Genomic DNA, 21234 nt, shown 5'->3' with positions numbered 1-21234 from the left:
CTGCTATGCCCGTTTCACCGCCTTGCTGTGACCGTTCTGCCGGGCGCAAATCGTGACCAATCTCGACAGTGACAACATTACTACGATGTTGCTGAACTGATGTGCTAATGGATGCAGATCCGTCCACATACGCTCTTGCCAATTATGTTGAATGGTCCGCACACCGTCTTCTTGCGTAACCAGACCATATCTTTCAATCACACCACGACATTGGATGGATTGGGCATGATGATAAGATCGCTTTTGGTCGCCCTGCTGCTGTTGGGTTCGCTGCCTCAAACGGCCGATGCAAACACGCTCACAGCGCGCGAAATCCAGAACGAGATGTTGAACAAGACGATTATCACGCACCGGTTCGGCATGCGGGTCACGATGCGGTATATGCCCGGCGGAGTCGTATCTGCCAAGGCGCTGCTCGGATCGGTCGATGGAACTTGGCGGGCGCGCGGAAACCAGATCTGCTCGACATTTCCAAGAGGCCCGGCAAAAGGCACCAGCTGTGTCAGCTTCAAGCGGCTTGGTGACAATCGGTATATCAGTTCCGAGGGTGTCCGTTTCCGGGTAGTCGACTAGTTGGGACGTATCAAACTGCCGATCCGTTTTGACGATGCGCGGCGTCCGCTGCAGCCGTATTTCTTAAAAACTGGTCTGTACAGACCGCCCAGCTTTGGCTGAGGGCCGTAGCGCGGCACACATTCCTTGGAATGTCGAGCGCGGCCAAAGCCGCTTCCCGCAAATCATCGGACAGGATCCCTGCTCCGCTGTCGCCGATGACATCCACCGGCCCCATTACGGGGTACGCGGCAACCGGAACTCCGCATGCAAGGGCTTCCAAAAGCACAAGGCCGAAGGTGTCAGTCCGGGACGGGAACACGAACGCGTCTGCGCTGGCATAATGCCGCGCCAATTCTTCTCCGGTCTTGGATCCGGTGAAATGGACATCTGGATAGTCCCGCTTAAGGGTTTCCAGCTGCGGTCCGTCCCCAACAACGACCTTGGAACCGGGCAAATCCAGATCCAGAAATGCGGAAATGTTTTTTTCGACCGAAACCCGGCCGACATTCATGAAAATTGGCCTCGGGAGATCGGACGGCAGGACACTGCCCTCATAGGGTTTGAAGATGTCTGTATCGACACCGCGGGACCACCGCATCAGGTTTTGAAACTTACGGTCCCGAAGGCTGGTTTCCAACTCGTCCGTCGCGACCATGCACCCGGATGCGGAATTGTGAAACCGCCGGAACCAGGCATAGAACGGCGCTTTCGGCAAAGGCACGCGGGCTGCAACATACTCTGGAAACCGGGTGTGATAACTTGTTGTAAAAGAGCGCTTTTCCTTACGCGCGACCTTAGCTGCAAGCAAGCCCAACGGGCCTTCAGTTGCAATGTGAATGTGGTCGCAATCGAAGTCCTTGATGTGCTGACCAACCCTGCCCCTTGTGGTCAGCGCAAGCCGGATTTCCGGATAGGTTGGACACGGTATTGTGGTGAAGCCGTTCGGGGTGAGGTACTCAACGCGAATGCCGCGTTTTTCCAACTCTCGAGCCGTATATTCCAAGGTGCGGACGACGCCATTGACCTGCGGATGCCAGGCATCCGACACAAAAAGCAGTGATTTCATGCAGCGACGGTCCGCTCTCTTTCAAGTTTTCCGGCCGGTTTCAAGGCCCTTTTGCCGTCTGAATTTCCAGCGTCAGGATGCGCGCCGCTGTCCCGCCAGCGAACGATCTCCAGAACACCGTCATGGGTTTCAACGATGGCCGTGCAGCTTTCCACCCAGTCACCGGTATTCAGATAACGCGTACCATTCATTTCCTGATCGGTCGCATGGTGAATATGACCGCAGATAACGCCGTTCAAACCACGATCCTTGATAGCCTTGGTCACTTCACCCTCAAACGCGCTGATGACGTTGACGAACTGTTTGACATGTTGCTTGGCAAAAGCCCCGAGCGACCAGTAGTTCAAGCCCAATTTCCGGCGGATATTGTTTACCCATGTGTTCGTCCATAGGGCAAATGCATAAAACTGGTCCCCAAGGAAGGCAAGCCACTTGGCCTTTTGCACAATGAGATCGTACTGATCCCCGTGGAGCACGAGATACTTGCGGCCAGCCGCGGTTTCGAACTCTGCGGTTTCCGTAAACTCCACGCAACCAAACCGTAGCGGCTGGGTGTCTTTCAAGAATTCGTCGTGGTTTCCAGGCAAATAAATGATTTTGATGCCAGCCCTGCCCCGCGCCAGCAGTTCATCGATCACGGCTTGGTGGCTTTCCGGCCAATATCTTTTGCGCTTCAACCGCCAGCCATCAATGATGTCGCCGACCAGGTAGATCGTATCGGCGTGGTGCAGCGCCAAAAAATCCAGCAGAACATCCGCCTGGCACCCGCGGGTCCCGAGGTGAATGTCAGACAAGAACAAGGTTCTTAAGTGCCTTATCCGGTTTTCGGTGTTTGCGATATGCTTGCGAATGAGCCTGTCTCCCGGAAAACGCGACGGCAAAGTATTTTCCGGAATACGAACCTGCGCAAGCCTTGGATGCATTGCAGCAACGTTTTACCGCATAGATTTACAGCAACACAGCAGGCAGAGCGTCGGGGACCTTGTCACAGCCTCAAGGAAATCGTGCTCAGGCGACTGCATCCAGTGCGAGTGTGCTGTAAGCCCAAGTGATCTCCCGGGAGGTTTTGGGATCATACATGCGCATCTTGAAATCGGCTGCCGGGCGAACACCGCCAATTGCCGGTATTGTTCCGCAAAGCATGGCCGTTCCGTTCTGGAAGTTTGCACCGTCCATGAGATCCTTAAGCGGCTGGATCGCAGCCAGCGTGCCGTCCTGATAGAGGGTCCACGCCCCCTCTTCCAGGATCCAGGATTGAAGAACAATCTCGTCCAGATGGTCCTGCACGCTGTCGAATGGCCAGAGTTCACCGGCGACCGGTTTGGCAGCGATCTGTTTTGAATGCGCCACAGAGTAGGTTTCAAGGGCCCGGTCCGTATGATCGGAGGCGAGGCCCAACCAGGTGCTGCCGTTCATTTCAATGAGAAAAGGCTCAGCTTCACCGGACGTGTTCTTGCCGACAACCTGAATTTGGGAAGCTTGTGTGAGAAGCTCCGGCGCGCATTGATAATAGAGCGGTACGGTTGATGGCGCCGGAACACCGATCGCTTCAAGTTCAGCAATATGGTGATCAACAGCCGCTTTGTTCCGGCCGGTCCATCCGGCAACAATAAGCCGCTGGGGCGTGCTTTCCAGCACGCCTTCGCTTGTCGTGAACTTCATAAATTTCCTCAAAGTGTAGACGGAAGGAACAAGGCGATTTGCGGCATCAAGATTAACAGCCCGACCATGGCAAGCATCGCAAGCGCATAGGGAATGCAGCCGAGCATCACGTCTGAGAACCTGCCGGTTTTTCGCGCAGCCTGCACCACATAGAGGTTGAGCCCGACCGGTGGCGTGATGAGCGCCATCTCCACCAGAATGATCATCAGGATGCCGAACCAGATCTTGTCGTAGCCAAGCTGGACAATGATCGGCACAACAATCGGAATGGTCGCGACCATCAAGGACAGGGTTTCAATGAAGAACCCCAGAATGATGTACATCAGGATGATCACCAGAAGCGTCTCCAGTGGCCCGAGCCCCAAACCACCCAAAAGGTTTTGCAAGGACCGGCTGACACCGGCCGCAGTCAGGGCGAAGTTGAGGACATAGGCACCTATGACGACCAGCATGATCATCGCCGACGTCTTGACGGCCCCGCGCAACGCTTCGGACAGCATCTCCCAATTGAGCGCCTTTTGCTGGGCGGCAATAAGGAGTGCAAGCGCCACCCCAACGGTCGCAGCTTCTGTTGGTGTCGCCCAACCGGCATAGATCGAGCCGATGATTGCGGCAAACAAACCGAGGATCGGGAGAAGATCGCCAAGCCCCGAGAGCTTGTCAGCCAAGGAACTGGGGCGTTTGGGACCGCCCAGGGACGGTTTGAAGATGCACAGGAGCACTGTGATCAGCATAAAGAGGCCGGCCAGCGCGAGGCCCGGAATAAGCCCGGCCAGAAACAACTGCGGAATGGAGCTTTCCGTCAGAAAGCCATAGACGATCAGGTTGATGGACGGTGGGATCATGATCCCAAGCGTCCCGCCAGCCGCGATGGCGCCCGAAAAGAGCTTCTGATTGTATCCAAGCTCCTTGGCTTGCGGCATCGCAACGGTTGCAACCGTTGCCGCAGTCGCCACGGACGATCCGGAGGTCGCTGAAAACATGGTCGACGTGGCTATGTTGGCGTGGATCAGACCGCCCGGCATCCAGGCAACCCATTTTTCCAGTGCAGAATAAGTCCGGCGCGCAACGCCACTGCGAACCAGGATTTCACCAAGAAGTACGAAGAGTGGAATGGCGATCAGGGTTGCGCTGTTTGAAGACGACCAGACCACCTGCCCCAAGCCGCGCATCAGCGGAAACGGGCTGAAAAACGTATCAATGCCGAAAGCCAGTAGGAAGAGGACGATGCCGACCGGGATGGACAGCGCCAGCAGGCCAAGCAGCCCGAAAGACGTAAACGCAATCATGCTTCCCCCCGCGCACCGGCGATTTGATCGACGGACTTATAATCTGACGTTGCGAACCGCACTGCGACGGAGACCAAGAGGATGGTGGCGGACATCGCAAACCAGACCCATCCAAGCCACCAAAGCGTTTGCGGGATCCAAAGCGGCGTTTCCAGCGGGGTGTTTGCCCGCGCGCCGGTGGAAAGCGTCTTTTCCAAGACACCCCACCCGCGCCAGGCAACCACAATCGCCGTGCCGGCCAGACATGCCATGGAGATGACGTCGAAAACCGCACGTCCGAACGGGACAAGGCGTTGACGCAGCAGGTCGATGCGCACATGCGCCTGCTCCGTCAACGCGTAACTGATGCCCCAGGCGGTCGTGACAGCCATAACGTATCCGGAGATCTCGTCCACGCCTCCAAGGCCCGCCCCCAGCTTCCGGGTGATGATTTCGACGAGCGTGAAGGCCACACAGACCAGCAGCACAATGCCGACGCCCATCGCAACGCGGTCGTTTAATCGCCGCAGGAGGTGAACCAAGGAGGTCATGGAAGGATCCTTACTTCGCTTCGAGGGAAACGCCGGTGACTTTGCCGACGCTGTCGCTCCAGCGCTGAGCCCAGTCTCCGCCTGCCCGTTCAGCCCAGTCCGGCAGCACTTCAGAAATCAGAACCGCTTTCGCCTTGGCCTGATCTTCGTCTGTGGCTTCAACCAGCACAAGGCCGCGCGCATCGCCATACGGACACTCACCGTTGCCGGTAAGGCAGGCGATGTCATTATTCAGTGCATTTTGAGCAACTTCCCACGCCGGGGCTTCGAGGTTCTCTTTCACGCCTTTCTCAAGCGCTGCTTTCTGTGCATCGCTCAGGGTGTTCCATTTGTCGAGATTGATCGCGGTCACAACCGGATCCCATCCCCCTAGCGGGATCGGCAGAAGATGTGTGGAGACTTCCCACCAACCCGCATTGTAACCTGATCCGGCACCGGTGATGGCGCAATCCACTACGCCGCGCTGCAGGGCACCCGGCACCTCACCAAACCCAATATTAACGCCCTCTGCGCCAAGAGCTTCCAGGAACTTTGCGGTCATCCGGCCGGACGCGCGCACTTTCTTGCCCTGAAGATCGTCCAGGGAGTTGATTTCGGCGTTGCAGAAAACAACTTGGGGCGGGTACGGCGCAATACCGAGGACCTTGGCGTTGAAGACATCCTTGTAGATATCATCGACCATCGGTCGGGCCGCATCGACCGCCTTTTTTGCAGTGTCTGCGTCGGTTGCAATCATCGGAACATCAAGCGCTTCGAGCGCAACACTGTCGGAAACCGCGTAGTCTGCAACAGTCATGCCGACATCAAATACGCCTTGCGACATCATGCGATAGACATCGCCGCCGGAAATGCCCATCTGGTCATGTGTGGTCAATGAAGCGGACAGCTCGCCACCGGAAACTTCCCCCAACTTGTCGTTCCAGAAAGGGGCTTCAAACTGCTTGTGAAGCGGCAGGCCGCTCCAGCTGCCAACAACAGCAAGTTCTTCGGCGTGCGCCGTTGTGCCCATTGAGAGCGCGATTGCGGAGACGGCGGATAAGATCGTGAGTTTTTTCATATCTCTAGTTCCTCTGGTGCGGTTGGTTTTAGTTGTCGTCGTATGGGTAAAGCGGGGCTGTCTGCTCACTGACATCAGCAATCAGCATTGCTCCGGGAGCGTGAGTGATCGAAAGGGGCGGTTTTGCTGTCATGATGGCAACTTGCGGCGTTACTCCACAGGCCCAAAACACCGGCACTTCCCCATCCTCAATGGGAACCGGGTTCCCCCAATCCGGGGCATCGATGGTCAAAATGCCGATCTCGGCAGGATCGCCAACATGCACCGGCGCGCCATGTGCCAATGGATACTTGCGGCAGATTTCATAGACTTCGTCGATCCGCTTTTTCGCAATGGGTCGCATGGAAACCACCATCCCGCCGCCAAACGGGCCACTTTGATGTGTCTCGATCGATGTCCGGTACATCGGGACGGTCCGGTCGAGATCGATATGGCGCATAGGTACACCGGCAAGCCTCAGGGCGTTCTCGAAGGTGAAGGAACATCCTATTGCAAAGGACACCAGGTCGTCCTGCCAGCAGGCGTTCAGATCGGACACTTGCTCGTCAAGTTTGCCGTGCCGGTAGATGTTGTAGCGGGCGGCATCTGTGCGGATATCAACTTCTGCACCGAGCTCAACAATCACGGGTTCGCCTGGGTTTGAGACACCGGCAAGCGGGCAGGCCTTTGGGTTGAGCCGGCAGAACTCATGAAATGGATCTGCATATTCACCCGGGAGAATCGCGAGATTGCACTGGAGTTTTCCGTTTGCCAGCCCGGCCGTGTGCCCCGAGTACCGGCCTGAGCGGATCGCGACGCGAACCTGCCCCATGTCAGCACCGGCCAATTCAGAAAACTTTGTGAGATCTTGCTGCATCGGTTGCCCAATTCCTTGTTGGCAAAAGGCTGCAGCGGATACATTATCAAGTCAAATCGTGTTTTTTTGCAAAAAGTGATCCAAATACCTGATCACATTAGCAATTGGGTGACAATGTCATGACACTTGAACAGCTTAGAACTTTTTTGGCGGTTGCGCGCATGGGCGGTGTTCGCAAAGCCGCCGAACAAATGAACATCTCACAGCCGGCCATTTCTGCCCGTATTTCCAGCCTGGAGGACTATCTTGGCACGCGCCTCTTCAGCCGCGAAACGACAGGGGTCTCATTGACCGCAAAGGGCGTGGTTCTGCGGGATTATGCGGAGCAGATCATGGCAATCACGGAGCGCATCAAAGGCGATGTCATGTCCGATGACAGCATCAGCTCCCTGCTCCGTCTGGGCGTTGCAGAGACCATCGCCCAGACCTGGCTGCCGGATTTTCTTGCAGCGCTTCACACCACGTTTCAGCGGCTGAACATCGAGGTCACGGTCGATACATCGTTCAACCTTCGGGAGATGCTGCTCGACAGGGCCCTCGATCTGACAATCCTGATGGGACCAATATCCGAGTACAGTACCGACAACCTGCCGCTCCCGCCCTTTGATCTCGGCTGGTATAGGCCATTGGATCTAGAGGAGCCTGACCTCTCCCAGGTACCGGTCATTACCTACAACCGCAGCTCCCGTCCCTACCGCGAACTCGTTCAAAAGCTGCGCGATCTTTATGGGATTTCGACGCAAGTTTTCCCGACAAACTCCCTGTCGACCGGGTTTGAAATGGTTGCGTCCGGGATCGGCGTCGGCATCCTGCCCAGTGTGCTGGGCCGCCGTTTGGTAGCCGAAGGCCGGATTGCGTCATTTGATCCCGGCTGGCAACCAAGCCCACTGGTGTTTACGGCAACCTATGTCGGAGAACCGCGCAACGAGTTGATTGCAAGGGCGGCGAAAATTGCGCAAGAGATCAGCATCAGGCACGCAAAACAATTCAACGATGCGTAATACTACTTGGGGTCAGGCCGAAATGACACTTCAGCCGTTCACTCGTCTCATGCTTGACGCCTGAGCTAATGTATCACCTGTTCGGCAGACAGCCTCTCCTTGAGAAACGGCTCGACAACGCCCTTAAGGGTTTTTGCCGGCAGCTGGTGCCCGCACTCGAGAACCTTCAAGACCACCTTCCCGCCTGAGTTTTCAAGCGCAACTGAGAATGCTTCGGCTTGTTCAACAGGCGCCCGGTCATCATGGCGGCCATGCAACAGCAGCATCTCAGTGGTGATTTTATCAGCATGAAACAAGGCGGAGCGTTCGTGAAACGCTTGAGCCGATTGCCCGGCCTCCGTCTCAATTGCTATCCGCAGCCCATCCGCACAGTCCATATGAAATGCGTTGAGATCATACACGCCACTTGAGAGGACCACCGCTCGCAATCCGTCATACCGGGCGGCAACCATACCGGCTGCGACAGCGCCCCGGCTGTGGCCATAAAGAGCAATGCGCCCCGGGTCGATAGACGGTTGATTTTTCAACGCGTTTAATGCCGCGATGATCGCGTCTTGGGTGTTGGGACCACAAAAATCACATGGCCCGTCAGAGGCCCCAAAACCGGGTTGAGACACAGCTGCTGCGGTGAAGTTCATGGCAACGGCAAACGTGCTTAAGGTTCCCCGGTCTACGAGTTCGCGGGCGCCGGTCAATTGACCACCCTGGTTGCCATGCACGAACAATATCGCACCGGCCGGCTCTCCGCTTCCGATGGGATGCGCCTGAAACAGTTCCACCGCGGCGCCATCGCCGCGGTCGATGATATGATGATTTATGGTCGTCATGATGATCCCCAATCACCGCTTGGATCAGGATAAAAGCGTGGCGCACCATGTCAACAAACACGCTCGGCTAAGATCATAATAACGCTCGCTCTTCTAGATCGTTTCGCCAATCCAGCTCTTGAAGGCCGTGACCAACCGGTCAGGGGCATCATGTTGAACAAAATGGCCGACGCCGGACCAGGCCCGAATGGTCAAACTGCCCTCCACGTACTCCCACAAATTGTTATGGCCCGCGGTCAGGACATAAGGATCTTCTGTCCCATGAACGACGAGAACTGGCATTTTGATTGGGGGCGGGGTATCGGTGCGTGCGGTGTAAGGCTCGGCAGGAAAACACACCCGGTAATAGTTGAGCATGCCTGTGCGGTTGGACTTCTCCATCGCTGCCATATGGCGGGTGCGGAACGCCGGATCATGGATCCAGGTGGAGAGCCGGTCAAAATCCAGTTTGGATTCAGACCCCGGCTGCTGGAACACTCGGGCATATCCACTGGCCTTTTGTTGATCCGGATTGTTGGCAAGTTCGCGTGCAATGGCCCAGGGATGCGGCAGATTGACGATTCCAAGGCGCTGCACCCGATCTGGAAACAGCATCGCCGTTTGCCAGGCGACAAAACCGCCCCAGTCATGACCGATCACGACAGCGCCGCGTTCGCCACAGGCGTCTATGACCGCGCAGACATCTGAAGCGAGGGTCTCTGGTGCGTAAGCAGATTGGTCTTCCGGATGATCGGAGAGATTGAACCCCCGAAGGTCCATGGCAACGGTGCGGTGGGTCTTTGACAAAGCATCCATCTGTTGCCACCAGGTGAGCCAGTGATCCGGGAACCCATGGATAAACACGACCAAGGGCCCCTCGCCTGCGCTGGCAAAATGGATCTTGGTGCCATTATTGTCGGCAAAATGATGGCTGACCCGAGCCTCAAAGGCGGCCAACCCGGCTTCGTTGTTAACTGGAGACATTTTATCCTCTTGCTGTTTGAAAATGGTTTTTGGTGAAGTGACCGAGCCATACGGCCAACAGGCAACCGGTCAACGCAATCGCGGTTCCTATGGCTGGCGCGGATGCTATTCCTGAGAGATCCAGTGCGGCAGCGCCGAGCGCAATTCCAAGGCCCTGACCGAAGTAAACCATGGATGCATTCAACGCGAAAACAAAGGTCGCCGAAGAACCGGCCAAAGCGGCAAGCCGGGCTTGCACAGTTGCGCCGATGGCAAATTGGGCTACAGGCCCAAGGACCACACTTACGAAGATGGTTCCCAGTCCGATACTGCCAGCCTGTTGAAGTCCAAGCGATGGAACGACAACGGCCAGTGACACAGCCAGGACCAGGAACAGGACTGCGAGCAAGGACCGGCTTTGCCCCATCGCGTATCTCGCCCCAAGCCGGATCCCGGCAAGACTGCTCAGTCCGGCTAAGAGCTGAAGCGCAGCGATCCCAAGGCCTGAAAACTCGGTCATTGCGCGGATAATCGGTCCCAAGAGCCCCACCAGTGTGAACAAGGCCGTGGAGGCAATCAGCATGATCGCGAGGTGAGCCACAATGGCCGTCCCTACAGGCTCACGAGACCGGGCAGAATGCTGTTGCAAAGGGATTTTGGAGGGCACACTCACCAAAACCAGCGCGAAGGCCATGGCCGAGACAATACCCGTTGCCGCGAAACAGGACTGCCATCCGATGATATTCCCGAGGACGGATCCAACCGGAATGCCGACGATCATGGCAAGAGGTATCCCGGCATAGACCTTGGCGACAGCCGCCGGTCTGCCGTCTTCGGTTGCGCCAGCTGAGGCAATCGCTGTTGCCAGCGGAAAAGCCAATGCCCCGACACCACCAACCAAGACCCTTGAGGCCATCAACGCGCCATACCCAGACACCATAGCCGAAAGACCGTTGAGGACCGTCATCAACATCAAGACCGTCAGCAGGAGGGACTTGCGGGGAAGAGATGATGTGAGTTTGGCAAGCACCGGACCGCAAATCGCGCAGGCAATTGCAAAACCGGACTGCAGCGCAGCGGCTTCGCCGACAGAGACACCTAGACTTGCAGCCATTGGCACCAAGGCGCCGGAGAACGCAAAAGCACCCATGGTGAAAGCAAAGGGGCACAACAAGAGAGCAAGGCTCATCATAAGAAATTATTCCTATCAACTTCCAAAAGCTCGCCGTACCACCCGGCCGCAATAGGCGGGTGTTTCTGCCGGCAGGTTTTGGAATAGGGATTTGAAAAACGAAGCGTTGCGATTATGGCAGCTGAATTGCGATCGCGGTTGCCTCCCCGCCTCCGATACACAGGGACGCGATGCCTTTTTTGAGGCCGCGCGCCTTCAAGGCATGCAGCAGTGTGACCACGATACGGGCTCCGGTCGCTCCAATGGGGTGCCCAAGAGCACAAGCGCCGCCGTTCACATTGAGTTTGCCGCGCGGGATCCCCAATTCCTTGGCGGCGGCCATGGCGACGACGGCGAAAGCTTCATTGATTTCAAAAAGATCAACGTCTTCAACCGTCCAGCCGATCTGCTTGATCAGTTTCTGAATGGCAGGAATAGGCGCTGTTGTGAACCATTCCGGTGCTTGGGCGTGCGTCGCATGACCGACAATATGGGCCAGGACAGGCATTTCATGCTCATGTGCCGTTTCCCTGCTGGTGAGCACCAAAGCAGCTGCGCCATCTGCATTGGCAGACGAACTCGCTGCCGTGATCGTCCCATTCTCCCCAAAGGCTGCCCGCAAATCCGGTATCTTGGCGGAGTTGATCTGCGGGGGGCGCTCATCCTTTTCAACAAGGATGGTTCCCTTTCGCGTCTGGACCGGAACGGGCACGATTTCCGATGCAAAGGTTCCATTACGAACAGCGGCTTGCGCCCGTTCCAACGTTTCCATGGCATAGCCATCCTGGTCAGACCGGCTGAACTGGAACTTCTCCGCAGTTGCCTCGCCAAAGGCTCCCATCGGCCTGCCGGTCTCATAAGCATCTTCAAGACCGTCCCGCATCATGTGATCAATGACTTCAGCGGACCCGGCCTTTCGCCCACCGCGCATCTCAGGAAGCAGAAACGGGGCCCGCGACATTGTTTCCATCCCGCCGGCGACGACGACACCGGCTGATCCGGCCTTGAGAAGATCATGGCCAAGCATGACCGACTTCATGCCGGACCCGCAGACCTTGTTGATGGTTGTAGCGCTGCAGGAATCAGGCAGACCGGCAGCACGCGCCGCCTGACGCGTGGGTGCTTGCCCGAGGCCTGCGGGCAAGACGCAACCCATAAGGGCCTCGTCGACCAGATCACCTGAAACCCCAGCATCCTTGAGAGCTGCTGATATCGCGGTTGCCCCGAGTTGCGGGGTAGGCACAGACGCCAATGCCCCCATGAAGCCCCCCAACGGTGTTCTCCGTGCTGCGCTGATGACGATTGGCCTGTCTTGAGTAAGCGGCATGATCTGAACCTCTATCTGAATTTCACGCATAGATTATGTTCGTATTCTTTATTGTCAACAAAAGGATTATGACTATAATCAAAATCAGTTGATGGAGATTTTCTGATGAGAGTGAGCCGCGAAGATGCGCGCGAAAACAGAGCACGGGTTGTCGAGACAGCCAGCCAATTGTTCCGCCAACACGGGTTCGACGGTATTGGCATTGCCGGTTTGATGAAGGCGTCAGGCCTCACAAATGGCGCGTTTTACAAACAGTTCGCCAGCAAGGACGCCTTGATGGCGGAAGCCACCGCGCATGCCTTGTCAGAAAACCTGGACCACTGGCGCCGAAGCATTGCCGAGGATACGTCAGGCTCTTCGAAAGATGCTGTTACGCATTGGTATCTGTCCGAAACCCACGTAAACGCTCGCGGGACCGGCTGCTCCTATGCAGCCCTTGCCGGAGATGCGCCGAGGCAGACCAAGGACGTCCGGGAAGCTTTTGACCGAGCCTTACGCGAAACGGCCGCCCTGGTTTCGGGGAAAGATGAAACCACACCCCTTTCAGAGCAAGAAGATGCCTTGAGGTTCATCTCCCAAATGGTTGGCGCTCTCTTATTGGCACGGGCAACCGAAGATCCGGATCTTAAGGCAACTCTTCTGAAGGCCGCCGGAAAAACAGAATAGTTACGTAAGTTTAGTCCTCGAAACCGGACGACCGGCCCCGCAGTTTCTTGACCTGACCGCGCTGTTTCTTGGCATCGAGCCGTCTGCGCTTCGACCCAAGAGTTGGTTTGGTCGCTTTTCGGGGCTTGGGCTTTTCGGTCGCCCGTTTCAACAAATCAATCAAGCGGGCCAGCGCATCTTCGCGGTTGCGCTCCCGGGTCCTGTGCCGGTCCGCCTGGAGAATGATTTCGCCATATTGCGTCAATCGGCTTCCGGCAATCTTCGCGGCTCGGGTTTTGACGTCATGCGGCAGCGTCTGGTTGGCCCACAAATTGAACCTCAATTGAACGGCCGTCGACACCTTGTTGACATTCTGACCGCCCGGACCGGAGGCTCGAATGAAATCCTCATTCAAATCGTCTCGTGTGATATAGAGACGCCCGGTGACCGGAATTCGGGACGACGGCGCCGGCTGGTCTTCATCCCCGCTCATGCGGTCTCGGGAGTTTCTTCAGGAAAACGCAGACCGATGCTTGCCAGGATCTGTTGTGTCACGGCCCGCTCGGTTTCCAGCTTGAAATCCTCATCGCTCAAATCGTGACCGGTCAGAGCCCGGATCTGCACGGCAAAATCCGCGTAATGCTGCGTGGTCGCCCAGATGGAAAAGATCAGATGCAACGGCTCGGTCTTGCTGATCTTGCCGTCCGCAATCCAGCTTTCGATCACCGCCACCTTTTCGGCAACCAGACGCCGGAGATCTGTTTCCAGGATCGGCAGGATTTGCGGCGCCCCTTGCATCACCTCATTGGCAAACAGACGTGAGGCTTCAGGGAAGTTGGCGGATATCTCGATCTTCTGGCGGATGTAGGCAGCAAGTTCGGTAGCAGGGTCGCCCTCCCGATCGAGGGTTTTAAGAGGCGCCAGCCAGACATCAAGAATATGTGCAAGCGCTGCCGTGTAGATCGCTTCTTTCGACGAGAAATAATACAGGAGATTTGATTTCGACATACCGGCTTCGGCGGCGATCCGCTCCACCGTTGCACCGGAAAACCCGTACCGGGAAAATTCCTTCAAGGCGGCGTCCAGAATCAGTGTCCTGTTTTTCTCCTGGATCCGGCTCATTCCACCGACCCTTGAACTTGCAGGCACTTGCCCACCGACATCAGCCATTTAGCTACCCCGCACTTGCCCCTTAGAGCGTATTCCCCACAGACAACCGATTTCCGTCAGAAACCAGCATCTGCGCCGTCCACGGCCATGAAAATGCACCAATGACGGACATGATCACAAATTAGTCACACCGGCTGATTTTGCATCTTGACCATTTGGTCAAAAGCGCCATAGGCTAAATTGACCAGATGGTCAGAAGGCTAGACGATCCGGATCGGCGCTGCAATGGGGCAGACGGAACCGGACCAGCCTCAGTCATCAGGCAAGAACGGCCGGAATACGGCCTGGCCCAAATGGCCGACAGAGGATTTCGCACCAGGCAAAAGAGGCCAAAGCCCGCGCCAGGTGCACAAGGAACAGCCAGGGGGAGAGGACCCGGCATGTCAGTGAAATTCCTGCTTTGCGCGGGCAGCTGACCTATGTCTTACTCTCCTCCATAGAAAACAACCAACAGGCGGTTCGCGATACGCGTTAAGGACCGCAAGGAGGACGTATGTCGTCATCGGCATCAGCAGCATCGAGCCAGGCTGCAACCAACAATCTTGAAGCGTTCTGGATGCCTTACACGGCGAACCGCCAGTTCAAGCAGAACCCGCGGATGTTCGTCGGCGCAAAGGACATGCACTACACCACCTCCGATGGCCGGCAGGTTTTGGATGGGACAGCGGGTCTTTGGTGCTGCAACGCAGGTCACGGCCGCCCGAAAATCGTGGAAGCAGTCCAAAACCAAGTCGCAGAAATGGACTATGCCCCGGCCTTTCAGATGGGGCATCCGAAGGCATTTGAGCTGGCGGCACGCCTCACAGCCATGATGCCCTCCCCGCTGGACCATGTGTTTTTCACGAACTCCGGGTCTGAGAGCGTCGACACGGCCCTGAAAATCGCACTTGGGTATCAGCGCTCCATCGGTCAGGGCACACGAACCCGGTTTATCGGCCGTGAACGCGGTTATCACGGCACCGGTTTCGGCGGGATTTCCGTTGGCGGCATCGTCGCGAACCGCAAGCAGTTCGGCAATATGTTGAACGGTGTCGACCATCTGCCGCACACTCACGACCTCAGCCGGAATGCCTTCTCCCGCGGGGAGCCGAAAAACGGTGCAGAATATGCCGAAGAGCTGATCCGTCTGGTCCAGTTGCATGATGCCTCCACAATCGCTGCCGTGATCGTGGAGCCCGTTGCCGGCTCAACGGGCGTTCTGATCCCGCCGGTCGGATATCTGAAGCGCCTGCGCGAAATCTGCGACCAAAACGGCATTCTCCTGATCTTTGACGAAGTGATCACCGGCTTCGGCCGCCTCGGAACGCCGTTTGCCGTCGACTATTTCGACGTCATTCCGGACATGGTGACGACGGCCAAGGGTATCACCAGCGGCGTGATCCCGATGGGTGCAGTGTTCTGCGCCAAGAAGATCTATGATGCTTTCATGAATGGGCCAGATCACCTGATCGAACTCTTCCACGGCTATACCTATTCCGGTCACCCGATTGCCTGTGCAGCCGCTCTGGCGACCTTGGATACCTATGAAGAAGAAGGCCTTCTGACCCGGGCGGCGAGCCTGGCCCAATACTGGGAAGACGGCCTGCACTCCCTCAAGGATTGTCCGCACGTCATCGACATCCGCAATCTCGGCTTGATTGGGGCGATTGAGCTGACACCGATTGACGGCGCGCCGACGAAACGGGCGTTCTCCGCGTTCTTGAAAGCCTATGACGACGGCATATTGATCCGCACCACCGGCGACATCATCGCGTTGTCCCCGCCGCTGATCATCTCCGAAGCTCAAATCGACGAGTTGTTCGGCAAATTGCGGACGGTTTTGAACGCGATCGACTAACGGAAAGCCAGTCATGACGAGACCAGCTGCCACCAGCGAAACCCTGATCGATGATGATCGTGTCCGCGTGACACGATTTGACTTCGAACCTGGCGCGGAGACCGGCTGGCATCGTCATGGCTTCGACTACGTCATTACGGCAGTCACTGACTGCCAGATGGTGCTGGAGGAGCCCGGTGGCACGAGCAGAACAGTAACGGTTGCAGCTGGCACGGCTTACCGGCGCTCTGAAGGCGTGGAACACAATGTAATCAACGGCGGAGACTATCCGATGTCCTTCGTCGAAGTGGAATTGAAATAGGAGACAAGGCACCATGGCAGCTCCGGGCGAAAACCTCAGGATCAACGCAGACCGGCTGTGGGACAGCCTGATGGAAATGGCCAAGATCGGTCCGGGCGTTGCTGGCGGCAACAACCGTCAAACCCTGACGGATGCAGACGCGGAAGGCCGGAAACTGTTCCAGAAATGGTGCGAAGACGCCGGCATGACCATGGGTGTCGACACCATGGGCAACATGTTCATGACCCGGCCGGGCACAGACCCGGACGCCCTGCCCGTCTATGTCGGGTCTCACCTCGACACCCAGCCGACCGGCGGCAAGTATGACGGCGTTCTGGGTGTGCTTGGCGGTCTGGAAGTCGTGCGCACGATGAACGATCTCGGCATCAAGACCAAACACCCGATCGTTGTGACCAACTGGACCAACGAGGAAGGCACGCGCTTTGCCCCGGCCATGCTGGCGTCCGGCGTGTTTGCCGGGATCCACACCCTCGATGAGGCCTATGCCAAGGAAGATCACGAAGGTCTGAAGTTTGGGGATGAGCTGAAACGCATCGGCTGGGTGGGCGATGAAGAAGTCGGCGCCCGCAAAGACAAGATGCACGCCATGTTCGAGCTGCACATCGAGCAAGGCCCGATCCTGGAAGCGGAAGGCAAGGACATCGGTGTTGTCACTCATGGCCAGGGCCTCTCCTGGACACAGGTGACCATCACCGGCAAGGACAGCCACACCGGATCCACGCCGATGCCGATGCGCAAAAACGCCGGTCTCGGCATGGCCCGGATCCTGGATCTGGTCGACGAGATAGCCTGGTCCCACAAGCCGCACGCGGTTGGCGCCGCTGGTCATATCGACGTTTACCCGAACTCCCGAAACGTGATCCCGGGCAAGGTGGTTTTCACGATCGACTTCCGTTCTCCGGACATCAATGTCATTGCGGCGATGGAAGAGGACATGAAGAAAGGCGCTAAGAAGATTTGCGACATGATGGGCCTGGACGTCGAATTTGAAAAAGTCGGCGGCTTTGATCCGGTCACCTTCGACGAAAACTGCGTCACCGCTGTCCGCAATGCGGCGGAGCGCCTCGGCTACTCCCATCAGAATATCATCTCCGGCGCGGGTCACGATGCTTGCTGGATCAACAAGGTCGCGCCGACAGCGATGATCATGTGCCCCTGCGTCGACGGATTGTCCCACAACGAAGCCGAAGAGATCTCCAAGGACTGGGCGAAAGCTGGCACGGATGTTCTCTTCCATGCGGTCGTCGAAACCGCGGAGATCGTGGAGTGAGGAATTGATCAATGAACTTGGATGAGTTTGTAAAACGATCTCTTCTTGCTGTCACAAAGGGGGTAGTGGATGCTCAGGAGGAATCCCTTCTGTTCATTGCTCCCGGACACATCAATGGAAAGCGCATTGAAAAAGCGCACGAAGTGAAATTTGAGGTCTCTGTGACGGTCAGTGCGGAGGGCGGTGGAGGTATTCAAGTACTTTCATTTGGAGAGCTAAAAGCAGGTGCGAAAACCGAAAGCACCAACAAACTCACATTCGAAGTACCTGTGTATTTCAATGCACCAACTCCCCATAACGCCAGTCATTTCACTAACAAAAAGAGTGAGGAAACATAGCTACCGGGTCCCGGATCAAGCCCGGGACAGCACTGAGGATAAGTAATATGCCGTCCCGGCCTTGAGCCGGGACCTAAACCTTGAAACAAATTGCCAAGGAAACCAATGAAACACGCAGCCCCAAAAATCATGCACATCGGAAAGGCGCTGAGAGCAGCGGCTATCACGATGGTGTGTGGATTTGGGGTCTGCGGGGCGCATTCGGCACCGGCATTCGCGACGGCGAAGTTCCATGTCGGAGACCGGTGGGATTGGCAGCTCAAAGGACCTGCCGATCTCGATCGGGAGGTCGAAATGCTGACGCTTGATCCGCGGCTTGTCACAGCGGAACAACTGCAAGCACTCCGCGCACAAGGGGTCGATACGGTCTGCCATGTCAACGCCGGAACAATTGCAGAGACAGACCCTGGGTTTTCTGACCTTCCACCCGCTGTCATTGGCAGCGCGCAAAAGACCAAGCCGAACGAACATTATCTGGATGTACGCCGCCTTCAAATGGTTGTGCCGGTGATCACACAGCAGATCGTTGCCTGCAAAAACCAGGGGTTCACCGCCATAGAGCCGGATGGTCTCGACGCTTACGCACAAGACAGTGGCTTTCCGCTAACCGCGGCGGATACGGTGCGCTATGCCACGACACTGGCCCATGTGGCGCATGGTTTGGGGCTCAGGATCGCGCAAAAGAACGTGCCGGAGCTCACGGAAGCCTTGCTGCCGCATTTCGATTTCGCCATCACGGAAAGCTGTTTTGAAACTGGCACATGCGAGCAGATCGCAGCTTATCCAAAGGCAAACAAACCGGCCTTCAACGCCGAATACACCGATGTCGACATTGATTTTGCCAAAGCCTGCGCGGAAGGCGCGCGGCTGAACATCAACATGATCCGCAAGGACCGGCCGGTGACCGCACCGGTGATCTTCTGCCAGGCAGAGTTTTAATCAAACAGACGAGACAGGCGGTCTGGACGTAAATCCAAGACAGCCGAGACAAGAAGGGGAACGACAATGGCAAGCAAAGTGATCAAGGGCGGCACCGTCGTCACCGCTGACCTTTCCTATGAAGCGGACGTGAAAATCGAAGGTGGCAAAATCGTCGAAATCGGTCCAAATCTATCCGGCGATGAAACACTGGATGCGACTGGCTGTTATGTGATGCCGGGCGGGATCGATCCGCACACGCACCTCGAAATGCCGTTCATGGGCACATTCTCTTCTGACAACTTTGATTCCGGCACCCGTGCGGCGCTTTCGGGCGGCACGACAATGGTGGTGGACTTCGCCCTGCCCTCGCCCGGTCAAGGTCTCCTGGAAGCCATTCAGATGTGGGACAACAAGTCGACGATGGCCCACTGCGACTACTCCTTCCACATGGCGATCACCTGGTGGGGCGAGCAGGTCTTCAACGAGATGGAGACTGTTGTCCGCGAAAAAGGCATCAACACCTTCAAGCACTTCATGGCCTACAAAGGCGCCTTGATGGTGAACGATGACGAGATGTTCGCATCTTTCCAACGCTGTGCGGAACTTGGTGCCCTGCCGCTGGTGCACGCCGAAAACGGTGACGTTGTCGCAACGCTGCAGCAAAAACTTCTGTCAGAAGGCAACAACGGTCCGGAAGCGCATGCCTATTCCCGCCCGCCGGAAGTCGAGGGCGAGGCCACAAACCGCGCCATCATGATCGCAGACATGGCCGGCGTCCCGGTCTACATCGTGCACACATCGTCGGAGCAGGCCCATGAAGCGATCCGCCGCGCCCGCCAAAACGGCATCCGGGCTTATGGCGAACCGCTCATCCAGCACCTGACCCTTGATGACAGCGAGTACAAGCATCCCGACTGGGACCATGCCGCCCGCCGGGTGATGTCGCCGCCCTTCCGCGACAAGAAACACCAGGACAGCCTGTGGGCGGGGCTCGCCTCCGGGTCTCTTCAAGTTGTTGCAACCGACCACTGCGCCTTCACGACTGATCAGAAGCGCACCGGTGTTGGTGACTTCACCCAGATCCCGAATGGCACCGGCGGCCTCGAAGACCGCATGCCGATGCTCTGGACATACGGTGTCGGCACGGGCCGTTTGACACCGAACGAGTTCGTCGCCGTCACTTCAACCAATATTGCAAAGATCCTGAATATCTATCCGAAAAAAGGAGCAATTTTGGTTGGCGCGGACGCAGATATTGTGGTTTGGGACCCGGAAAAAGAGAAAACAATTTCCGCTGCCAGCCAGCAGTCTGCCATCGACTACAACGTCTTTGAAGGCAAGCATGTCAAAGGCCTGCCGCGCTACACGTTGACCCGTGGACGCGTCGCGGTCAAAGACGGGACGGTCAACCCGCAGCAGGGCCATGGTGAATTCGTCAAGCGCGAGCCGTTCCAGGCGGTCAACAAGGCGCTTAGCACCTGGAAGGAACTGACCGCACCACGCAAGGTCGAACGCACCGGCATTCCAGCCAGCGGCGTCTGATTTGAAACAAGCTCAGACCGCGATCCATATTTCGCGGCCTGAGCTCTTGCCGGGCATTGCCCCGCGACCGTCGCCTGTAGGAAAAAGAAGAAAATGCTGACTGCCGCTGAAATTGAAGATGGACTGGAAGACGCCATGAGCTCACAGGCGAACCGGGTGATCGATATCGACAATTTGTCGCTCACCTTTGAAACCAACGATGGCCCGGTCCATGCGCTGTCCGACATTGACCTGAAAATCGAGGAGGGTGACTTCGTCTCCTTCATCGGTCCATCCGGCTGCGGCAAGACCACCCTGCTGCGCGTAATTGCCGATCTGGAGCGGCCAACGGCTGGATCCATCACCGTCAATGGCGTTTCTCCGGAAGAGGCACGGCTCAATCGCGCCTATGGATATGTCTTTCAGGCGGCAGCCCTTTATCCCTGGCGGACGATTGCAAAAAACGTTGCCCTGCCACTGGAGATCATGGGCCTTTCACGCGAAGAACAGCAGCAGCGCATCCAGAAAAACATGGAGCTGGTGAACCTCGCCGGATTTGAAAAGAAATACCCATGGCAGCTCTCCGGCGGAATGCAGCAGCGGGCATCAATTGCCCGTGCCTTGGCTGTGGAACCCGACCTCCTGCTGATGGATGAACCCTTTGGCGCGCTCGATGAAATTGTGCGCGATCACCTCAACGAGCAGCTGCTGCAGCTTTGGGCGAAAACCAATAAGACCGTCGTTTTCGTCACCCACTCCATTCCGGAAGCTGTGTTCCTGTCGACCAAGATCGTCGTCCTGTGTCCGCGGCCCGGCCGGATTTACGATGTGATCGAAAGCGACTTGCCGCGCGACCGTAATCTCGACATTCGCGAGACTCCGGAGTTTTTGAAGATCGCCCACCGTGTCCGCGAAGGCCTGAAGGCCGGTCACTCCTATGAAGACTGA

At 56.9% G+C, this 21234-nt stretch carries 23 protein-coding genes; 10 read left to right on the top strand and 13 right to left on the bottom strand.

Translation table 11 applies throughout. The features are described 5' to 3' along the window. Positions 1 to 225: 225 nt before the first annotated feature. Positions 226 to 573, top strand: a complete 348-nt coding sequence (locus tag RBB44_RS16655) for a hypothetical protein (RefSeq protein WP_306148767.1) — start codon at positions 226 to 228, stop codon at positions 571 to 573. A 10-nt stretch (positions 574 to 583) separates the two neighbouring features. Here the strand turns inward: RBB44_RS16655 and RBB44_RS16650 are convergent, their stop codons facing one another. From RBB44_RS16650 to RBB44_RS16620, 7 genes are all read right to left on the bottom strand, one after another. Further along, entirely contained in the window at positions 584 to 1621 is a 1038-nt protein-coding gene (locus RBB44_RS16650; RefSeq protein ID WP_306148766.1) for a glycosyltransferase family 1 protein, read from the bottom strand. Beyond that, positions 1618 to 2544, bottom strand: coding sequence for a UDP-2,3-diacylglucosamine diphosphatase (locus RBB44_RS16645; RefSeq protein ID WP_306148765.1), 927 nt, complete (start codon positions 2542 to 2544; stop codon positions 1618 to 1620). The genes RBB44_RS16650 and RBB44_RS16645 overlap by 4 nt, the downstream gene beginning before the upstream one ends. Positions 2545 to 2629: 85 nt before the next feature. Further along, entirely contained in the window at positions 2630 to 3283 is a 654-nt protein-coding gene (locus RBB44_RS16640) for a DUF2848 domain-containing protein (protein WP_306148764.1), read from the bottom strand. Positions 3284 to 3291: 8 nt separating this feature from the next. Beyond that, positions 3292 to 4572 carry a TRAP transporter large permease gene (locus RBB44_RS16635; protein WP_306148763.1) on the bottom strand — a complete coding sequence of 427 codons (1281 nt, stop codon included), beginning with the start codon at positions 4570 to 4572 and terminating at the stop codon, positions 3292 to 3294. Continuing rightward, positions 4569 to 5102, bottom strand: coding sequence for a TRAP transporter small permease subunit (locus tag RBB44_RS16630; protein ID WP_306148762.1), 534 nt, complete (start codon positions 5100 to 5102; stop codon positions 4569 to 4571). Before RBB44_RS16630 ends, RBB44_RS16635 begins: the two co-directional genes overlap by 4 nt. 10 nt (positions 5103 to 5112) lie before the next feature. Further along, on the bottom strand, positions 5113 to 6159 hold the full coding sequence (locus tag RBB44_RS16625) for a TRAP transporter substrate-binding protein (RefSeq protein ID WP_209177847.1): 1047 nt from the start codon (positions 6157 to 6159) through the stop codon (positions 5113 to 5115). Between the two features lie 28 nt (positions 6160 to 6187). Then, positions 6188 to 7015: a putative hydro-lyase gene (locus RBB44_RS16620; RefSeq protein ID WP_306148761.1), complete on the bottom strand. Its 828-nt coding sequence runs from the start codon at positions 7013 to 7015 to the stop codon at positions 6188 to 6190. Between the two features lie 119 nt (positions 7016 to 7134). Here RBB44_RS16620 and RBB44_RS16615 point away from each other — a divergent pair, with 119 nt between their 5' ends. Beyond that, positions 7135 to 8016 (top strand): LysR family transcriptional regulator, encoded by an 882-nt coding sequence (locus RBB44_RS16615; protein ID WP_306148760.1) that lies wholly within the window; start codon positions 7135 to 7137, stop codon positions 8014 to 8016. A gap of 65 nt (positions 8017 to 8081) precedes the next feature. On the opposite strand, the gene RBB44_RS16610 is transcribed toward RBB44_RS16615, so the two are convergent. The 4 genes from RBB44_RS16610 to RBB44_RS16595 all read right to left on the bottom strand — a co-directional run bounded on the left by RBB44_RS16610 (position 8082) and on the right by RBB44_RS16595 (position 12313). Further along, a complete protein-coding gene (locus RBB44_RS16610) occupies positions 8082 to 8843 on the bottom strand; it encodes a S9 family peptidase (protein WP_306148759.1) in 762 nt (253 codons plus the stop codon). A gap of 93 nt (positions 8844 to 8936) precedes the next feature. Next, complete coding sequence (locus RBB44_RS16605) at positions 8937 to 9806, bottom strand: alpha/beta fold hydrolase (protein ID WP_306148758.1); 870 nt, start codon at positions 9804 to 9806, stop codon at positions 8937 to 8939. Between the two features lies 1 nt (position 9807). Beyond that, a complete protein-coding gene (locus RBB44_RS16600) occupies positions 9808 to 10977 on the bottom strand; it encodes an MFS transporter (RefSeq protein ID WP_306148757.1) in 1170 nt (389 codons plus the stop codon). A gap of 112 nt (positions 10978 to 11089) precedes the next feature. Continuing rightward, on the bottom strand, positions 11090 to 12313 hold the full coding sequence (locus RBB44_RS16595; protein ID WP_306148756.1) for an acetyl-CoA C-acyltransferase: 1224 nt from the start codon (positions 12311 to 12313) through the stop codon (positions 11090 to 11092). A gap of 75 nt (positions 12314 to 12388) precedes the next feature. Here RBB44_RS16595 and RBB44_RS16590 point away from each other — a divergent pair, with 75 nt between their 5' ends. Beyond that, positions 12389 to 12949, top strand: a complete 561-nt coding sequence (locus RBB44_RS16590) for a TetR/AcrR family transcriptional regulator (protein ID WP_306148755.1) — start codon at positions 12389 to 12391, stop codon at positions 12947 to 12949. A gap of 10 nt (positions 12950 to 12959) precedes the next feature. Here the strand turns inward: RBB44_RS16590 and arfB are convergent, their stop codons facing one another. After that, complete coding sequence (gene arfB / locus RBB44_RS16585) at positions 12960 to 13421, bottom strand: alternative ribosome rescue aminoacyl-tRNA hydrolase ArfB (RefSeq protein WP_306148754.1); 462 nt, start codon at positions 13419 to 13421, stop codon at positions 12960 to 12962. Next, positions 13418 to 14098 (bottom strand): TetR family transcriptional regulator C-terminal domain-containing protein, encoded by a 681-nt coding sequence (locus RBB44_RS16580; RefSeq protein ID WP_306148753.1) that lies wholly within the window; start codon positions 14096 to 14098, stop codon positions 13418 to 13420. Before RBB44_RS16580 ends, arfB begins: the two co-directional genes overlap by 4 nt. A gap of 493 nt (positions 14099 to 14591) precedes the next feature. Here RBB44_RS16580 and RBB44_RS16575 point away from each other — a divergent pair, with 493 nt between their 5' ends. The 7 genes from RBB44_RS16575 to RBB44_RS16545 all read left to right on the top strand — a co-directional run bounded on the left by RBB44_RS16575 (position 14592) and on the right by RBB44_RS16545 (position 21234). Next, positions 14592 to 15935 carry an aspartate aminotransferase family protein gene (locus RBB44_RS16575; RefSeq protein ID WP_306148752.1) on the top strand — a complete coding sequence of 448 codons (1344 nt, stop codon included), beginning with the start codon at positions 14592 to 14594 and terminating at the stop codon, positions 15933 to 15935. A gap of 13 nt (positions 15936 to 15948) precedes the next feature. Then, the gene (locus tag RBB44_RS16570; RefSeq protein ID WP_306148751.1) at positions 15949 to 16236 is read left to right on the top strand and encodes a cupin domain-containing protein; all 288 of its coding nucleotides are present in this window, start codon (positions 15949 to 15951) and stop codon (positions 16234 to 16236) included. 13 nt (positions 16237 to 16249) lie between these two features. Further along, positions 16250 to 17506 (top strand): Zn-dependent hydrolase, encoded by a 1257-nt coding sequence (locus RBB44_RS16565; RefSeq protein WP_306148750.1) that lies wholly within the window; start codon positions 16250 to 16252, stop codon positions 17504 to 17506. 11 nt (positions 17507 to 17517) lie between these two features. Continuing rightward, a complete protein-coding gene (locus tag RBB44_RS16560) occupies positions 17518 to 17844 on the top strand; it encodes a hypothetical protein (RefSeq protein ID WP_306148749.1) in 327 nt (108 codons plus the stop codon). A gap of 105 nt (positions 17845 to 17949) precedes the next feature. Next, entirely contained in the window at positions 17950 to 18783 is an 834-nt protein-coding gene (locus tag RBB44_RS16555) for an endo alpha-1,4 polygalactosaminidase (protein WP_306148748.1), read from the top strand. A 66-nt stretch (positions 18784 to 18849) separates the two neighbouring features. Then, complete coding sequence (gene hydA / locus RBB44_RS16550) at positions 18850 to 20307, top strand: dihydropyrimidinase (RefSeq protein ID WP_306148747.1); 1458 nt, start codon at positions 18850 to 18852, stop codon at positions 20305 to 20307. A 135-nt stretch (positions 20308 to 20442) separates the two neighbouring features. Beyond that, positions 20443 to 21234 carry an ABC transporter ATP-binding protein gene (locus tag RBB44_RS16545; RefSeq protein WP_133947767.1) on the top strand — a complete coding sequence of 264 codons (792 nt, stop codon included), beginning with the start codon at positions 20443 to 20445 and terminating at the stop codon, positions 21232 to 21234.

Source organism: Roseibium sp. MMSF_3247 (assembly GCF_030733765.1).
GTDB lineage: Bacteria > Pseudomonadota > Alphaproteobacteria > Rhizobiales > Stappiaceae > Roseibium.
Note: the sequence above shows the minus strand (reverse complement) of the source record. Positions and strands in the feature narration are given on the sequence as shown.

Excerpts from the sequence above, each read along its gene's own strand:
- RBB44_RS16545 (WP_133947767.1), top strand. The coding sequence starts at position 20,443 with ATGAGCTCACAGGCGAACCGGGTGATCGATATCGACAATTTGTCGCTC.
- RBB44_RS16650 (WP_306148766.1), bottom strand. The coding sequence starts at position 1,621 with ATGAAATCACTGCTTTTTGTGTCGGATGCCTGGCATCCGCAGGTCAAT.
- RBB44_RS16565 (WP_306148750.1), top strand. The coding sequence starts at position 16,250 with ATGGCAGCTCCGGGCGAAAACCTCAGGATCAACGCAGACCGGCTGTGG.
- RBB44_RS16580 (WP_306148753.1), bottom strand. The coding sequence starts at position 14,098 with ATGGCTGATGTCGGTGGGCAAGTGCCTGCAAGTTCAAGGGTCGGTGGA.
- RBB44_RS16615 (WP_306148760.1), top strand. The coding sequence starts at position 7,135 with ATGACACTTGAACAGCTTAGAACTTTTTTGGCGGTTGCGCGCATGGGC.
- RBB44_RS16590 (WP_306148755.1), top strand. The coding sequence starts at position 12,389 with ATGAGAGTGAGCCGCGAAGATGCGCGCGAAAACAGAGCACGGGTTGTC.
- RBB44_RS16600 (WP_306148757.1), bottom strand. The coding sequence starts at position 10,977 with ATGATGAGCCTTGCTCTCTTGTTGTGCCCCTTTGCTTTCACCATGGGT.
- RBB44_RS16595 (WP_306148756.1), bottom strand. The coding sequence starts at position 12,313 with ATGCGTGAAATTCAGATAGAGGTTCAGATCATGCCGCTTACTCAAGAC.
- RBB44_RS16630 (WP_306148762.1), bottom strand. The coding sequence starts at position 5,102 with ATGACCTCCTTGGTTCACCTCCTGCGGCGATTAAACGACCGCGTTGCG.
- RBB44_RS16555 (WP_306148748.1), top strand. The coding sequence starts at position 17,950 with ATGAAACACGCAGCCCCAAAAATCATGCACATCGGAAAGGCGCTGAGA.
- RBB44_RS16610 (WP_306148759.1), bottom strand. The coding sequence starts at position 8,843 with ATGACGACCATAAATCATCATATCATCGACCGCGGCGATGGCGCCGCG.
- RBB44_RS16560 (WP_306148749.1), top strand. The coding sequence starts at position 17,518 with ATGAACTTGGATGAGTTTGTAAAACGATCTCTTCTTGCTGTCACAAAG.
- arfB (WP_306148754.1), bottom strand. The coding sequence starts at position 13,421 with ATGAGCGGGGATGAAGACCAGCCGGCGCCGTCGTCCCGAATTCCGGTC.
- RBB44_RS16640 (WP_306148764.1), bottom strand. The coding sequence starts at position 3,283 with ATGAAGTTCACGACAAGCGAAGGCGTGCTGGAAAGCACGCCCCAGCGG.
- RBB44_RS16645 (WP_306148765.1), bottom strand. The coding sequence starts at position 2,544 with ATGCATCCAAGGCTTGCGCAGGTTCGTATTCCGGAAAATACTTTGCCG.
- RBB44_RS16570 (WP_306148751.1), top strand. The coding sequence starts at position 15,949 with ATGACGAGACCAGCTGCCACCAGCGAAACCCTGATCGATGATGATCGT.
- RBB44_RS16575 (WP_306148752.1), top strand. The coding sequence starts at position 14,592 with ATGTCGTCATCGGCATCAGCAGCATCGAGCCAGGCTGCAACCAACAAT.
- hydA (WP_306148747.1), top strand. The coding sequence starts at position 18,850 with ATGGCAAGCAAAGTGATCAAGGGCGGCACCGTCGTCACCGCTGACCTT.
- RBB44_RS16625 (WP_209177847.1), bottom strand. The coding sequence starts at position 6,159 with ATGAAAAAACTCACGATCTTATCCGCCGTCTCCGCAATCGCGCTCTCA.
- RBB44_RS16655 (WP_306148767.1), top strand. The coding sequence starts at position 226 with ATGATGATAAGATCGCTTTTGGTCGCCCTGCTGCTGTTGGGTTCGCTG.
- RBB44_RS16620 (WP_306148761.1), bottom strand. The coding sequence starts at position 7,015 with ATGCAGCAAGATCTCACAAAGTTTTCTGAATTGGCCGGTGCTGACATG.
- RBB44_RS16635 (WP_306148763.1), bottom strand. The coding sequence starts at position 4,572 with ATGATTGCGTTTACGTCTTTCGGGCTGCTTGGCCTGCTGGCGCTGTCC.
- RBB44_RS16605 (WP_306148758.1), bottom strand. The coding sequence starts at position 9,806 with ATGTCTCCAGTTAACAACGAAGCCGGGTTGGCCGCCTTTGAGGCTCGG.